Genomic DNA, 13,933 nt, shown 5'->3' on the forward strand with positions numbered 1-13,933 from the left:
GACGGTTTGCCGGGCCTCCATGTGGCGTTGCAGAATAACAGCGCTGCCGCGATCGAGGCATTCGCGGGGTTGCTGGCGCGGCTCGCCCTCACGGCAGAGGAGCGCGCATCACTTCTCCCGGGTCTGCTGGAGGCCAAGGATGCAGACGGTGCTCCGGGGCTGCTCATAGCGTTGCAAAATAATCAAGCTGCCGCGATCGAGGCCTATGGGGCACTGCTGAATGGGCTTGGCCTGACGCGGGAAGAGCGTGCGTCTCTTCTTTCCCGCCTGTTGGAGGCCAAGGATGCAGACGGTGTCCCCGGACTGTTCGTGGCGCTACAAAATAATGGAGCTGCCGGAATCGAGGCGTACGGGGCGTTGCTGAAGGAGTTCGCCCTCACAGGGGAGGAGCGCGCGTCCCTTCTTTCCGGCCTGTTGGAAGCGAGGCGCGCAGACGGTGTGCCGGCTCTCTATATGGCGCTGCAGAATAATAGCGCTGCCGCGATTGAGGCTTACGGTGAATTGCTGGCGGGGCTCGCCCTCACGGGAGAGGAGCATGCATCTCTTCTTTCCGGCCTGCTGGAGGCCAGAGACGCAGAGGGTGTCCCGGGGCTGTTCGTGGCCTTGGTGAGTAATTGCGCTGCCGCGATTGAGGCTTACGGTGAATTGCTGGAGAGGAGGCTCAACCTTTCGGCGGAGAGGCGTGCGTCACTTCTCCCCGGTCTGCTAGCGGCCAAAGATGTAAACGTTGTTCCGGGGCTGTCCATGGCGCTGCAAGATAATCAAGCTGCCGCGATTGAGGCCTATGGGGCACTGCTGGGAAGGCTTCGCCTCACGCCGGAGGAGCGCGTGTCGCTTCTCCCCGGTCTGCTGGCGGCCAGGGATGCAAACGTTGTTCCGGGGCTGTTCATGGCGCTGCAAAATAATCAAGCTGCCGCGATTGAGGCCTATGGAGCACTGCTGAAAGGGCTCAGTCTGACGCGGGAAGAGCGTGCCGCTTTTCTCGGTAGCCTACTGGAAGCCAGGCGCGCAGACGGTGTCCCGGGGCTATTCCTGGCGCTGAAAAATAATGGAGCCGCCGCGATCGAGGCATATTCAAAGATGCTGAACATGCTGTCTGCCGACCAGTCTCGCGAGATGCTGGACATGCTGCAGGAAGGACACCTGCGTTTCGGGTTATTGAGAAAGGCGGACGGCGATACGATATACGCCTATCGCGACATGGAGGCGCAGCTTCGGTCTCAGGCCGAAGCATGATCCGATTTCTGTAAATCGGATCATGCTCTGCAAGTGCTTGATCTCGGCCGAAGTCTTTTACGCTACCTCTTTCGGCACCAGCGCCAGTACACGCAACGGGCTTCCGGAGCCGCGCTGCACTTTCAGCGGCGCGGCGACGAGTACGCTGCCGCGCACGGGCAGTCGGTCGAGGTTGGTCAGGCATTGCAGGCCGTACTTGCCGTTGCCATGCAGGAAGTGGTGGGCGGGGTAGGGCGGATCGAGATGGCCGCCCTGGCCGGCGTCCGTGCCGATGGTCTCCGTGCCGAAGCCCAGAATGTCGCGCTCGATGACGAGCCACTGCATGGCGGCCGCGTCGGGGCCGGGTGTATGCGCGCCGTCGTCGCCGAGGTTGGAATAGGCGCGCCAGTCCTTTTTCGACCAGTCCGTGCGCATCAGCACCCACGCGCCGACGGGGATGCGCCCGTACGCCGTCTCCCACCGTTCGAGAAACGGGACCGTGAGCAGAAAATCGGCATCGGCCACCGCCTCGCGCGTGCAGTCGATGACGATGGCCGGCGCGATCATGTGGCGCGTCGGCAGGGTATCGACGCTGTTGTTCGGCAGGTCACGGCCTGTATACCAATGCACCGGCGCATCGAAATGGGTGCCGGTGTGCTCGCCGAAGCTCAGGTTGTTCCAGTACCACGCGGGACCCGCGGCATCGTAGCGGGAGATTTCCTCGATGCGCACAGGGGCGGACTGGCCGATTTCCGGCGGCATGACGATGACGGGGAAATCGGGTGAAAGGGTGAAGGTCAGATCGACGACATCGATTTCGCCGGAGGCGATTGCTTCCGCAAAGCCCGACAGGTCACAGGTTGGCATGCATTTCCTCCGGCGTTTCTGGCCTCAACCGGCAAGTTCCCGCTCCAGCGCCTTGGGATCGGCGATGAAGCGCGCGTGAATATCCTGCGCGACGTCGCCGACGAAGACGTCTTCCAGCCCGCGCTGCAGGGCATCGACGACGGCGCGCGCCAGCGCGGCGGGGGCGACCTTCGGCGGTGGCTCGGTCTGGAACCACTCAATGTCGAGCGGGCCGGTGAATACGTTGACGACCTTGAGGCCCCCCGGTCGGAAGGAGGCGCGCAGCGACTGGCCGAGCGACAGGCACGCGGCCTGTGAGGCCGACCAGGCGCCGTAGGCCGGCAGGTTCGCGAGCGCATACACGGACAGGATGTTTACCCACGCGGCCGCGCTGTTGACGCCATCTGCGCCGCGCGCGCGCATGACGGGGCCGAATGCCTGCGCGAGCCGCGCCAGCCCGAGGTAGCCGGTTTCCAGCTCCTCCCGTACGACGTTGAGGCCATCGCGGTCCAGCACGCCGCCGGGGCGGATGTGGGCGGCGGTGTTGACGAGGATGTCGACCTTGGCGCCGATGTCTGCGGCGAGATCGCGCACCGATCTGTCGTCGCGCACGTCGAGCGGCACGATGCTCACGCCTTCAAGAGTCCGCAGCTCCGCCTCACCCGCAAACGGTTTCCACTGTTCCGGCACGCCCGCGAACACCGTGCCGGCGCCGGCCGCCTTCAGGGCCTTGACGGCGGCAAGGCCAACGGGGCCGCGCGCATCCGTCACCAGCACACGGCGGAACTTGGGATCGGCGGTCAATTCGCGCCATTGCCGGTCGTCGGCCATGTTCGGAGTCCTCGTCGCGGGATGGGCGAAGGCGACCGCCTGTCCACTGCGGTCGAGCTGCAGGGACAGCGTCACGCGCGCGCCCAGCGTGCAGTCGGCGTGCAGATGCGCGATCACCGCCGGTCCGCAGTCGAGCGTGACGATGCCGGCGCGCCACGGCGCGCGCTCGCGGAAATAGACCTCGCTCGGCACCCTGATCGTGGTTTCGCTCGCCAGAATGCCGCCGGCCGGCGCGTCCGCGAGCTTCACGTTGAACGACAAACACGCCGGGCACGCTTCCCGGGGCGGGTAGTGGAACGTGCCGCACTCCCCGCATCGCGGCAGCATGAAGCGCCCTTCCGCCGCCGGGCGGATGAGGCCGTGCGCCTTGCGGCTGCGCTCGGCCGGGGGCAGGGTGGGCTGGCGCGTGCGCTTGAGGGGATCTTTCCGGCGGGGGGGGGCGATGGGGTCGGTCATGCGTTGTCTCCGCCCAGAATGGCCGCGCCGGAGGAAAGGCCGCGATCATAATTGATCATGCCGAAGCCGGACGCAAGGCTGAGGCGTGCGCCTGCGACCTGGGTCGGTCCGGCCGCGCCGCGAACCTGCCGCATCGCCTCGACGATGCCGAGATGCCCGCCGGCAGCTCCCGCCTGCCCGACGGAAAGCTGGCCGCCGGAGGTGTTTTGCGGAAAGCTGCCGTCGATGGTGAAGTCGTGCTGGCGCACGAAGTCCGGCCCTTCGCCCTTGCCGCAGAAGCCGAGATCCTCGAACTGCATCATGACGATGACGGGATAGTCGTCGTAGGTCTGGACGACATCGAGGTCGTCCGGCCTGATGCTGGCCATGGCATAGAGTTCGCCGATATCCTTTGCCCAGCCCCCGCGTACCTGTATCGGGTCATCGGAAAAGGCATTGTGGCGCTCGATCGTCGCGAGGAGGCGTGCGCCCGCGAGGCCGAGCTGCGTCGCGGTTTCCCGCCGCATCACCAGAAAGGCCTCGGCGCCTGCGCAGGGCATCACGCAATCATACAGATGGATGGGATCGCTGATCGGACGCGCGTTCATGTAGTCGTCGAGGGAGAGCGGCGTCTTCATCAGTGCGTTGGGATTGCGCAAGGCATTGCTGCGTTGGCTGACGGCGATTTTGCCGAAGTCCTCGCGCGTCGCGCCGAACTTTTCCATGTAATGACGGGCGATCAGGGCGAAACTGGCGTTCGCGCCGCCGGAGCCGTAGGGGTAGACACCGTCCTGCGCGAAGCGCGAGAAGGTGGAGAGCGTGCGCCGGAAGCTGTCCGGGTGGTTGGTGTCGGCGGCGACGCAGGCGACGATGTCGGCATCGCGCGCCTGCACCGCGCGCGCGGCCCGCCGCAGAGAGATGATGCCGCTGACCCCGCCCATCGCCACATGGTCGAGCCAGCGCACGCACAGGCCGAAGTGCTGGGTGATGCCGATGGCGGTATCCGGCCCCACCGTGAAGCTCGCGAGGCACAGGCCGTCGATGGCGCCGGGCGCGATGCCGGCCTCCCGTGTGAGTGCCTGCAGGGCGCGGCCGATCCACCAATGGGCGCCTTCGATGGAGTAGCGCACGTAAGGAACGGTGACGGGCGCGACCAGCACCACGTCATCGTAAGGTGTGCGGGTGGCCTGCGGTTCTGGGCGGGTCACGGACATGTCCTTCAAACGCAAGTTCGTTAAACCACTGTCAGCGTCACGTCGACGTTGCCGCGCGTGGCGTTGGAATAGGGGCAGCGCTCATGGGCCTGCGCGACGATCTCCCGGGCGAGGTCGGGCTCTACCCCCGGCAGCGACGCCCGCAGCTCGACCGCGAGCGCATAGCCGACCGCCACGGGCCCGATGCCGACAACGGCGGTGATCGTCGTGTCGTCCGCCAGCGGGATTTTTCGCGTGCGCGCCACGAGCTTCACCGCGCCGAGGAAGCACGCGGCATAGCCGGCGGCGAAAAGCTGCTCGGGATTGGTGCCGGGGCCGTCGTCGCCACCAAGCCCCGCAGGAACGGAGAGCTGTACGGATAGCCGCCCGTCGGTGCTGGCGGCCTCTCCCTGCCGGCCGCCGGTGGCGCTTGCCTGTGCGGTGTAAAATATCTTTTCAGGTTTCGTCATCGCTGGCTTTCCTCATTTCTCATGATGCTGTATCGCCTCCGGCGGTCTGCGGCCCGCGCCCCCGGGCGACGAGTGCACGGAAGTCCTCCCGCGCCCGTGCGGGGGACAGGGCGAAGGCCGGTCCGCGGCTCGGTTCGATGCCGTTCAGCCGGTGCAACTGCACCCACATCTCGGCACTCTTCAGGGCGACTGCCGCGCAGTTGATGACGGGCGCCCGCCCCACGGTAAGGCCGCGCTCGCGGCTGAGCAGCAGGCCGGGCAGGACGCCGGCCGGGATGACGACGTCCGCTCCTGCGTCGACCAGCGGTTGCGCGCAGGCCGCGAAGGCCGCGCACATGCGGGCGTGGGCATCGTCGTCGCCGGCGAAGGCGTCGCTGAAATCGGCGGGCGTGCAATCGAGACCGCGCACGCCGACGACCCGGTGCTCCAGACCGTAGAGCGCCGCCTGCTCCAGATGCCACGTCTCGAAAACGCTGTCGAGTGTGACAAGGCCGAAGCGTCGGCCGAGCTGTGCCGCCGCGTAAAAGGACGCCTCGCCCGTGCCGATCACAGGGATTCGCAGCGAGGCGCGCAGCTCATAAAGGCCCGGATCCTGGAAATGGCCCATAACGACGGCATCATAGCCGGCGTCTTCAGCCGCAAGGCCGTTGTCGATCGCCAGAATGGCGCAGCGCAGCTCGCTGAGGCGGCCGAAATCGCGATCCGGCGGCGATATTCCCGCCACTTCCACCGTCACCCCGGGGGCGGCGATGCCGTTCAGATAGTCCTGCAGGCGCGTCATGTACGGCGCGCTTGCGGACGCATCCACAAAGCTCTGCCAGAAAATACGCATGTCCTCTCCGCCCGTTCTTGCCGGATTCTCAACCGGATCAATCATTTCCGGCTGCTGACGGCCGGACGTGTTCTTAGCGGGTTAAAAAGTTAAAGCATAAACTAATTGGACCGTCAACCGAGGTGAGCAGTCGCCGTAAATAATCTTGCAGCGGCATAGGCCAATGGCTTGCTGCGTGTGCGGTCAGTCTGCCAAAAATGAGGGAGGAATGGATGAACATATTGGCAAAAAATGGAAATTTTGATGCCGTCATAGGCCGCCTGCGAAAAGAAGCGCCACGTCTGAAATATGCCATTGACTTGCGTTGTGAAATTCTTCTAAGCTTAAAATAATAACGCGAGCTAGTCGCGTAAGGGGAATTAAGGATGCCGCAGTCGAGGGTTGACAGGCGCCATCCGGGGAGAGTGCCTCCCATGCAAGTTTGAAACGAATGTGCGCGGAAGTTTGCGTCGTCACCCGTTCCTGCGATGGTTTAGACGGGTATCGCCGGGGCTGACACCGGCGTCGTCCGTCTGCCGGTCCGGTTTCCGCCGTGACGACAGCCGCCTTTCGAGCCGTCATCGAACAATAAAACGAGTGAGGGAAACAGGATGAACAAGTGGCTATCCATCGTATCGCTTCTCGCCGGCGTGTTTTCCGCGCAGGCGGCGCTGGCGGATATAAAGGTCGGGTTCGTGACCGGGCTCAGTGGCAACGGCTCCTCGATCGGCATCCCGTATGCCAAGGGCATCGCCGCCGGCCATGAATACCGTGGTGAGGTCGACGGCGAGAAAATCCAGCTCATCCAGCTCGACGACGGCTCCGATCCGTCCGCCGCCACCCGCGCCGCGCGCAAGCTCGTCGAGGAAGAAAAGGTCGACATCCTCATCGGCACCGCGACCGCCCCGGCCACCATCGCCATCGCCTCCGTGGCGAGCGAGCTGAAGGTGCCGTTCATCGCCATCTCGCCGATCAATCTCAACGAGAAGGAAGGTGCTGAAAAGTGGACGGTCGCCGTCCCGCAGCCGCCGGCGCTCATGGTCAAGGTCGTCACTGACCGCATGCACCGCGACGGCGTCAAGAACGCCGGCTACATCGGCTTTTCCGATGCCTGGGGCGATTTCGTCTACGCGGGCGCGAAAGCTGCGGAACAGGCCGGCCAGTTCAAGGTGATCTCGAACGAACGCTACTCGCGCACGGACACGTCGGTGACCGGCCAGATCCTGAAGATTCTCGCCGGCCGCCCTGACGCCGTTCTGATCGGCGGTTCCGGCACGCAGGGCGCGTTGCCAATCCTGACCCTCGCCGACCGCAACTTCAAGGGCCAGATCTACGGCACGCCGGCGCTCGTCAACGCGGATTTCATCCGTGTCGCCGGCAAGTCGGCGGAGGGCATCCTCGTCTCGACCGGGCCCGTCATCGTGGCGGAGCAGCTGCCCGACGACCACTTCGCCAAGAAGATTTCGCTCGCCTTCCGTGAGGCTTACGAGAAGGTCAACAAGAGCGAGACGAGGGATGGCTTCTCCGCCTACTCGTTCGACGCCTGGCTGATCTTCACGGAAGCGGCTGCGCGCGCCAAGGCGAAGGCCACGCCCGGCACGCAGGAGTTCCGGCAGGCGCTCAAGGACGAAATCTTCAAGACGAAGGAACTCGCCGGCGTGCATGCCATCTACAACTTTACGCCCGCCTCGAACTATGGCGTCGACGAGCGCGGCCTCGTGCTCGTGCGCCTTCAGAACGGCGCCTGGAAATACGAACCCTGAGGCCGCTGGCCGTTCAACAACGACAGGAAGGCGTGACGCAGAATGACGCTTGAAATCGCCGCGATCCTCGGAATAGACGGTGTCGCCAACGGCGCCATCTATATTCTGGTCGCAATCGGCCTCGTGCTCATCTTCACGGTTACACGGGTTATCTTCGTCCCGTTCGGCGATATTGCCGCCTTCACCGCGCTGACGCTCGCGGCGCTGGAAAACCGGCAGGTGCCGGGCACGATCAGCCTTGTCATCGCGCTCGCCGTCATCGCGGCCCTGATAGAGGTCGTGTCTCTTGTGCGGCGCGGGGACTTGCACGCAGTTCCCCGCGCCCTCCTGTTCTATCTCGGCCTGCCGCTGCTCGTGGTCGCCCTGGTGCGCTTCGGCATCGGTTTCGAGCTGCCGATGGCGGCGCGCATCGCGCTCGCTATCCTGCTGGTGCTGCCGATCGCGCCGCTGCTCGACCGCATCATCTTCCGCCCCATCGCCGATGCGTCGGTGCTGCTCCTGCTCATCGTCTCCGTGTCGCTGCATTTCGCGCTGTCGGGGCTCGGCCTGCTGTTCTTCGGGCCGGAGGGCGTCCGCACCCAGCCGTTGACGGAGGCTGCGTTCGATGTCGCGGGCATCCTGATCTCCGGGCAGACGATCCTTATCGTGGTCACGTCGGTGATCTTCAGCATCGGCCTTTATCTTTTCTTCGACTACACGCTGACCGGCAAGGCGTTGCACGCGACCGCCGTCAACCGCACGGGCGCACGGCTGATGGGCATCCGGCCCGCGCGCTCCGGCGCCATCGCCTACATCCTCGGTTCGCTGATGGCTGGCACGTCGGGGGTGCTGATCGCCCCCGTCAACACGATCTTCTACGATTCCGGCTTCCTGCTCGGCCTCAAGGCGTTCGTGGGCGCTATCATCGGCGGGCTCGTCGGCTATCCCTCGACGGCGCTCGGCGCGCTGTTCGTCGGCCTGCTGGAGAGCTTCGCTTCCTTCCAGAGCAGTGCGCTCAAGGAGGTGATCGTTTTCTCGCTGCTGATCCCGATCCTTATCTGGCGCTCCCTTGCCTCCACCCATTCAGAAGAAGACATCGAAGAATGAGCCCTAACCATATCCGTGCGGCGGGCGTGGCGGCGGCCCTTCTGCTCCTGGCGGCACCCTACGCGCTCAACTCGTTCAGCATCACGCTGATGAACTATATCGGCGTCTATGCCCTGGTGGCCATCGGCCTTGCCCTGCTGACGGGCGTGAGCGGCATCGTCTCCTTCGGTCAGGCGGCGTTCGTGGGTATCGCCGCCTATGCGACGGCGTGGGCGACGGCGGTCAACGACTATTCGCCGTGGATCGGCCTTCTGCTCGCCATCGCCCTCACCTGCAGCATCGCGGCCTTTCTCGGGCTGGTGACGCTGAAGCTGCAAGGGCATTTCCTGTCGCTGAGCACGCTCGCCTGGGGGTTGGCCATCGCCTTTCTCTTCGGCAACATCGACGGGCTCGGCCACTTCAACGGCATCGCCAACATTCCGCCCATCGCCATCGGCCCGTTCGAACTGCTGTCGGGCACGCAGATCTACTACCTGATCTGGGTGATCGTCATCGCGGCGCTCGTGCTCGCCTACAACTTGCTCGATTCCCGCGTGGGGCGGGCGATGCGCACGCTGCGCGGCGGCAACCTGCTGGTGGAGAGCCTCGGCGTCGACGCCTTCCGCATCAAGCTGGCCGTCTTCGTTATCGCGGCGCTGCTCGCGGCGATCTCGGGCTGGCTCTATGCGCATCTCGGGCGCTTCGTGAGCCCGACGCCGTTCGAGGCCAAGATGGGCATCGAATATCTGATGATGGCGATGATCGGCGGCTCCGGCAGCCCCATCGGCGCTGTCGTCGGCGCGGCCCTCATCACGCTGCTGAAGGACTACGTGCAGGATATCCTGCCGCTGATCGCGGGCGGCGCCTCCGGGCAGCTTGAGATCGTGGCGTTCTCCTTCCTGTTCATCCTGTTCCTGCAGAATGCGCGCAACGGCATCGTGCCCTATGTTACGCGCTTTCTGCCGAAGTCCGCGGAAGCGCCGCCCGCGCCGGCGACGCCCCTGCCGCGCCGGCAGCAGCCCGCGCCCGGCACGCCGCTGCTTGAGGTGCAGGATGCCGAGAAGCGGTTTCAGGGCCTCATCGCCGTCAACAAGGTGAATTTCGAGATCCGGGCGGGCGAGATCGTCGGCCTGATCGGCCCCAACGGCGCCGGCAAAAGCACCATGTTCAACCTGATCACCGGGGCTCTGCGCGCGACGTCCGGGCAGATACGCTTTGCCGGTCTCGACGTTACCAGAAGCGCGCAGCGCGAGGCCTCGCGCGCCGGGATCGCGCGCACCTTCCAGCACGTGAAGCTGCGCCCGCGCATGAGCGTGCTGGACAACGTCGCCCTCGGCGCCTACCAGCGCACCGGGGCGAGCTTTCTCTCGTCGGCGTTGCGGCTCGACCGGGCCGAGGAGGCGAGCGCCCGTTACGAGGCGTGGCAGCAGCTCGAACGGGTTGGCCTTGCCGACAAGGCATTCGAGCAGGCGGGTAACCTCGCGCTGGGCCAGCAGCGCGTGCTTGAGATCGCGCGCGCCCTTGCTTCCGACCCCGTGCTGCTGGTGCTCGACGAGCCCGCCGCCGGCCTGCGGCGTCAGGAGAAGATCGCCCTGGCCGAGCTGCTCCGTTCCCTGCGGGCGCAGCATCTCACGATCCTGCTCGTCGAGCACGACATGGAACTGGTGATGAACCTCGTCGACCGCATCGTGGTGATGGATTTCGGCACCAAGATCTGTGAGGGCCTGCCCGCAGACGTGCGCAACGATCCCCGCGTGCAGGAAGCCTATCTTGGAGGAGTGAGCTGATGTCGCTGCTTTCCGTCGAGAACGTCAGCGTCAGCTACGGCAAGGTCGAGGCCGTGCGCGGGGTCAGCCTGTCCGTCGAGGCGGGCCGCGTCGCGACCGTCATCGGCCCCAACGGCGCGGGCAAGACGACGCTGCTGACCGCCGTCATGGGGCTCCTGCCCTACAAGGGGCGCATCCTGTACGACGGCATGGATCTGTCGAAGCTGGATGTCGAGGCGCGCGTCGAGCGCGGCCTGTGCCTGGTGCCGGAAAAGCGCGAGCTTTTCTCGGAGATGTCGGTCTCCGACAACCTCATCCTGGGCGCGTACAGCCGCCGAGACCGCAACAATGTCGCGCGCGATCTCGATGCCGTCTACGACCGTTTTCCGCGGCTGCGCGAGCGGCGCAGCCAGCTCGCGGGCACGCTGTCGGGCGGCGAGCGGCAGATGCTGGCGCTGGGGCGGGCGCTGATGACCAAGCCGCGCCTGCTGATGCTCGACGAGCCGAGCCTCGGGCTTGCGCCGCTCATCGTGCGCGAGATTTTCCACGTCATCGGCTCGCTGCGCGATCTCGGCGTGTCGCTGCTGCTCGTGGAGCAAAACGCCCGCGCGGCGCTGGAGACCGCCGACTTCGGCTATGTGCTGGAAACCGGCGAACTGGCGAGCGCCGGGCCGTCGAAGGATCTCATCCACGATCCCCGGCTGATCGCCACCTATCTGGGCGAGCACTGAATGGCGGCGGCCGGGCAGGGGACCCGGCCGCCGCCCGATGCCTCCGCAGCGCCGGATCAGAAAAAGGCGCACGGAGAGAATAGGCAAAGGGAGATTTTCCATGCGAAAACCAGTTTAGATCTGTAAGCGCAAGGTTTCAGTATTGTTATTCAATCTGCTCTGGAATTATTGTCCGGAGATATTTGCGTTTTACAAAGTAAAATACACTATATATTTAAAAAAGATATTGACTCCAAGCATAATTACGGTAACTTTCACGTAAGTTGGTTCGATGGATATGCACGATGACGGGCAGACTGGCCCGCCGACGCAGCCGCGACAATAATCACCAGCGTGAAGACGCGGGCGGCCGGACGACGAACCCAACGACAGAGGGATGTACGATCATGACAACAGACACCGCTCCCGGAGGGCCGGCCGCAGCCGGCACGGAACCCGCCATCGACATGGATGCCGTCCTCGCCGAAATCCGCCGGCGCCGCCTTGAGTTCGAGGTCCTCCGCCATGTGCCGCAGGACGTCGTGCGCAAACTTCAGCAGATCGGCTGTTACCGGGCCTTCGTGCCGCGCGAGTTCGGCGGCGACGAACTCTCGCCGGCGGATTTCTGCCGCCTGCTGGAGCGCATCGCGGTCGCCGATGCTTCCACGGCATGGGTTGCGAGCTTCGGCGTTTCGTCGGTCTATCTGGCGGGGCTGCCGCCGGAGCGGTTCGCGGAAATTTATGGCAACGATCCCGATACCGTGTTCGCAGGCGCGCTGTTCCCGCCGCAGCCGGCGCGGACGAACGGCGACGTGCTGACGGTTTCCGGGCGCTGGAACTATTGCTCGGGCGTGACGGGCGCCTCCCTTGTCGGCGTCGGTGTCAAGGTCGAAGGCTGGGACGACGGCGGCCTGCCGCGCATGGCAGTGCTGCCGCGCGGGCGCGTCACCGTCGACGAGAACTGGGACACCATCGGCCTGGTCGCCACCGGCAGCCATGATGTGGTGCTGGAGGATGCCGAAATCCCGCGGGACTGGACCTTCGTGCGCGGCGGAAAGTCCAGGCGGGAAGGGACGATCTTCCGCTATCCCTCCATGGCGATCGCCGCGCAGGTGCTGGCTGTCGTCGGGCTTGGCACCGCGCGCGAGGCGCTCGACGTGCTGGCCGAGATGGCCGGCGGCGACGGCTCCATCACCGGCGCGCCGCTGCTCGCCAAACGGGCCTATGTGCAGGCGGAACTCGCGCGCGGCGAGGCGGCGCTGGCGGGCGCACGCGGCTTCTTCTACGACACCATCGAGGATGCCTGGCAGACGCTGCTCGCCGGCGACGAGCTGAGCCAGCAACAGCGCATTCGCCTGCGTCTTGGCGCGACGAGTGCCGCCCACGCGGGCGCCGAGGTGGCGCGCGCGGCCTACGTCGCGGGCGGCACGCGCTCCATCGTCCGCCATCATCCGCTCGGCCGGGCGATGAACGATGCCGCCGCCGTCGCGCAGCACGCCTTCCTCGGCCTCGGCACGTGGGAGAGCGCGGGCGGCGCGCTGCTCAACCAGCCGGGCGTACCCGGTTATCCATGACTGGAATCTGTCCTGTTTCAACGTAAACAGGACAGACTCTAGATTTCTTATTTTGAGCGAATTCTGATCGGAACGCGCTCTAGCAAAAGAAGGGGAACCATGATGACCACTGAAGCAAAGCCGTTGCGCGTCCTGTTCTGCATCGCCGTGCAGCAGAACTTTTTCGATCTGCCCGCCGCCGAGATCGGCACCGTCTGGAAGGCCTTCGGCACGATGCTGAACGACCTCAGGAACCTGCCGGGCGTGACCATTCTCGGCACCATCGATGACGACCAGACGATGGTCGGCACCTCGCCCAACGGCTGGCCGTGGACTGCCTACATCCTGGCGGACGTACCCGATCACGCCACCGTGGTCGCCGGCTGCAACCTGTTCCGCACGACGCCGGTGGGCGAATACCGTCTGTGGAAGTTCTGCCGTGTCGAGGCCCGCATCGGCCGCGAACTCGTCATCCCCAATCTGTGAGGCATTGTTCATGACGCAGATTGCAGTCGTTACCGGCGCGACGGCCGGCCTGGGCGAGATCATCGCCCGCACCCTGCACGGCGCCGGCTATCGCGTCGCCGTCACGGGCCGCAACCATGCGCGCGCGCTGGAGATCGCCGCGGAGCTGGACGGGACGGGCGAAACGGCCGTCGGCCTCGAACTGGAGATCGCGAAACGCGACCATTTCGAAGCCGCTCTCGCGCAGGTGGTGGAGAAGTGGGGGCGCGTCGACGTGCTCGTCAACAACGCCTCCGTGACGCGGGCCCAGCCGGTGCTCGACATCACCACGGAAGAGTTCAACGAGGTGATGGCGATCAACGCCGGTGGCACCTTCACCGGCTCGCAGGTGTTCGGGCGCTATTTCAGGGATCGCGGCTACGGCCGCATCATCAACCTGGCCTCGCTCGCGGGGCAGAACGGCGGCACGGCGACCGGCGCCCACTATGCCGCCTCCAAGGGCGCGATCCTGACGCTGACGAAGGTGTTCGCGCGCGATCTCGCCCCCTACGGCGTCACCGTGAACGCCATCGCGCCCGGGCCGCTCGACTCGCCCATCGTCCACCGCACCATCCCGGCCGACCGCATGCCCGGCGTTCTGTCGACCATTCCGGTCGGCACGCTTGGCTCGCAGGAGTTCGTGGCGCGGACCGTTTTGCACCTCGCCTCGCCCGATGCGGGCTTCGTGACGGGCGCGACATGGGATATCAACGGCGGGCTTTACCTGCGTTGAAGGTCCGGGCGGGCGGCGGACCGGCGGCATCGAGCGCG

Annotated in this window: 12 protein-coding genes and 1 pseudogene; 8 read left to right on the forward strand and 5 right to left on the reverse strand. The window is 65.5% G+C overall.

Annotated elements, in window-relative coordinates; all coding sequences use genetic code 11:
* Nucleotides 1-1,236 (forward strand): annotated as a pseudogene (locus FHS82_RS13485) (hypothetical protein); the annotation flags it as partial.
* Between the two features lie 57 nt (nucleotides 1,237-1,293).
* Here FHS82_RS13485 and FHS82_RS13490 read toward each other — a convergent pair.
* Genes FHS82_RS13490 through FHS82_RS13510 form a run of 5 tightly spaced genes read right to left on the reverse strand, consistent with a single transcriptional unit; the run spans nucleotide 1,294 to nucleotide 5,822 of the window.
* Nucleotides 1,294-2,082, reverse strand: a complete 789-nt coding sequence (locus tag FHS82_RS13490; protein WP_166953677.1) for a cyclase family protein — start codon at nucleotides 2,080-2,082, stop codon at nucleotides 1,294-1,296.
* Nucleotides 2,083-2,106: 24 nt separating this feature from the next.
* Entirely contained in the window at nucleotides 2,107-3,348 is a 1,242-nt protein-coding gene (locus FHS82_RS13495) for an SDR family NAD(P)-dependent oxidoreductase (protein WP_166953678.1), read from the reverse strand.
* The gene (locus FHS82_RS13500) at nucleotides 3,345-4,535 is read right to left on the reverse strand and encodes a thiolase family protein (protein WP_377700186.1); all 1,191 of its coding nucleotides are present in this window, start codon (nucleotides 4,533-4,535) and stop codon (nucleotides 3,345-3,347) included. Before FHS82_RS13500 ends, FHS82_RS13495 begins: the two co-directional genes overlap by 4 nt.
* Before the next feature lie 26 nt (nucleotides 4,536-4,561).
* Complete coding sequence (locus tag FHS82_RS13505) at nucleotides 4,562-4,990, reverse strand: organic hydroperoxide resistance protein (protein ID WP_166953680.1); 429 nt, start codon at nucleotides 4,988-4,990, stop codon at nucleotides 4,562-4,564.
* Nucleotides 4,991-5,009: 19 nt separating this feature from the next.
* Nucleotides 5,010-5,822 (reverse strand): aspartate/glutamate racemase family protein, encoded by an 813-nt coding sequence (locus FHS82_RS13510; RefSeq protein ID WP_166953682.1) that lies wholly within the window; start codon nucleotides 5,820-5,822, stop codon nucleotides 5,010-5,012.
* A gap of 590 nt (nucleotides 5,823-6,412) precedes the next feature.
* Here FHS82_RS13510 and FHS82_RS13515 point away from each other — a divergent pair.
* The 7 genes from FHS82_RS13515 to FHS82_RS13545 all read left to right on the forward strand — a co-directional run bounded on the left by FHS82_RS13515 (nucleotide 6,413) and on the right by FHS82_RS13545 (nucleotide 13,895).
* Nucleotides 6,413-7,564, forward strand: coding sequence for an ABC transporter substrate-binding protein (locus FHS82_RS13515; protein ID WP_166953684.1), 1,152 nt, complete (start codon nucleotides 6,413-6,415; stop codon nucleotides 7,562-7,564).
* 42 nt (nucleotides 7,565-7,606) lie between these two features.
* The gene (locus FHS82_RS13520) at nucleotides 7,607-8,650 is read left to right on the forward strand and encodes a branched-chain amino acid ABC transporter permease (RefSeq protein ID WP_166953686.1); all 1,044 of its coding nucleotides are present in this window, start codon (nucleotides 7,607-7,609) and stop codon (nucleotides 8,648-8,650) included.
* Nucleotides 8,647-10,416, forward strand: coding sequence for a branched-chain amino acid ABC transporter ATP-binding protein/permease (locus FHS82_RS13525; RefSeq protein ID WP_166953688.1), 1,770 nt, complete (start codon nucleotides 8,647-8,649; stop codon nucleotides 10,414-10,416). Before FHS82_RS13520 ends, FHS82_RS13525 begins: the two co-directional genes overlap by 4 nt.
* Nucleotides 10,416-11,126 (forward strand): ABC transporter ATP-binding protein, encoded by a 711-nt coding sequence (locus FHS82_RS13530; RefSeq protein WP_377590251.1) that lies wholly within the window; start codon nucleotides 10,416-10,418, stop codon nucleotides 11,124-11,126. The genes FHS82_RS13525 and FHS82_RS13530 overlap by 1 nt, the downstream gene beginning before the upstream one ends.
* A gap of 386 nt (nucleotides 11,127-11,512) precedes the next feature.
* Complete coding sequence (locus FHS82_RS13535) at nucleotides 11,513-12,679, forward strand: acyl-CoA dehydrogenase family protein (protein ID WP_166953690.1); 1,167 nt, start codon at nucleotides 11,513-11,515, stop codon at nucleotides 12,677-12,679.
* A gap of 102 nt (nucleotides 12,680-12,781) precedes the next feature.
* On the forward strand, nucleotides 12,782-13,144 hold the full coding sequence (locus FHS82_RS13540; RefSeq protein WP_166953692.1) for a hypothetical protein: 363 nt from the start codon (nucleotides 12,782-12,784) through the stop codon (nucleotides 13,142-13,144).
* Between the two features lie 10 nt (nucleotides 13,145-13,154).
* Nucleotides 13,155-13,895, forward strand: a complete 741-nt coding sequence (locus FHS82_RS13545) for an SDR family NAD(P)-dependent oxidoreductase (protein ID WP_166953694.1) — start codon at nucleotides 13,155-13,157, stop codon at nucleotides 13,893-13,895.
* The last annotated feature ends 38 nt before the right edge of the window (nucleotides 13,896-13,933 follow it).

The organism is Pseudochelatococcus lubricantis, assembly GCF_011762225.1.
GTDB lineage: Bacteria > Pseudomonadota > Alphaproteobacteria > Rhizobiales > Beijerinckiaceae > Pseudochelatococcus > Pseudochelatococcus lubricantis.

Excerpts from the sequence above, each read along its gene's own strand:
- FHS82_RS13490 (WP_166953677.1), bottom strand. The coding sequence starts at position 2,082 with ATGCCAACCTGTGACCTGTCGGGCTTTGCGGAAGCAATCGCCTCCGGC.
- FHS82_RS13495 (WP_166953678.1), bottom strand. The coding sequence starts at position 3,348 with ATGACCGACCCCATCGCCCCCCCCCGCCGGAAAGATCCCCTCAAGCGC.
- FHS82_RS13505 (WP_166953680.1), bottom strand. The coding sequence starts at position 4,990 with ATGACGAAACCTGAAAAGATATTTTACACCGCACAGGCAAGCGCCACC.
- FHS82_RS13510 (WP_166953682.1), bottom strand. The coding sequence starts at position 5,822 with ATGCGTATTTTCTGGCAGAGCTTTGTGGATGCGTCCGCAAGCGCGCCG.
- FHS82_RS13515 (WP_166953684.1), top strand. The coding sequence starts at position 6,413 with ATGAACAAGTGGCTATCCATCGTATCGCTTCTCGCCGGCGTGTTTTCC.
- FHS82_RS13520 (WP_166953686.1), top strand. The coding sequence starts at position 7,607 with ATGACGCTTGAAATCGCCGCGATCCTCGGAATAGACGGTGTCGCCAAC.
- FHS82_RS13525 (WP_166953688.1), top strand. The coding sequence starts at position 8,647 with ATGAGCCCTAACCATATCCGTGCGGCGGGCGTGGCGGCGGCCCTTCTG.
- FHS82_RS13530 (WP_377590251.1), top strand. The coding sequence starts at position 10,416 with ATGTCGCTGCTTTCCGTCGAGAACGTCAGCGTCAGCTACGGCAAGGTC.
- FHS82_RS13535 (WP_166953690.1), top strand. The coding sequence starts at position 11,513 with ATGACAACAGACACCGCTCCCGGAGGGCCGGCCGCAGCCGGCACGGAA.
- FHS82_RS13540 (WP_166953692.1), top strand. The coding sequence starts at position 12,782 with ATGACCACTGAAGCAAAGCCGTTGCGCGTCCTGTTCTGCATCGCCGTG.
- FHS82_RS13545 (WP_166953694.1), top strand. The coding sequence starts at position 13,155 with ATGACGCAGATTGCAGTCGTTACCGGCGCGACGGCCGGCCTGGGCGAG.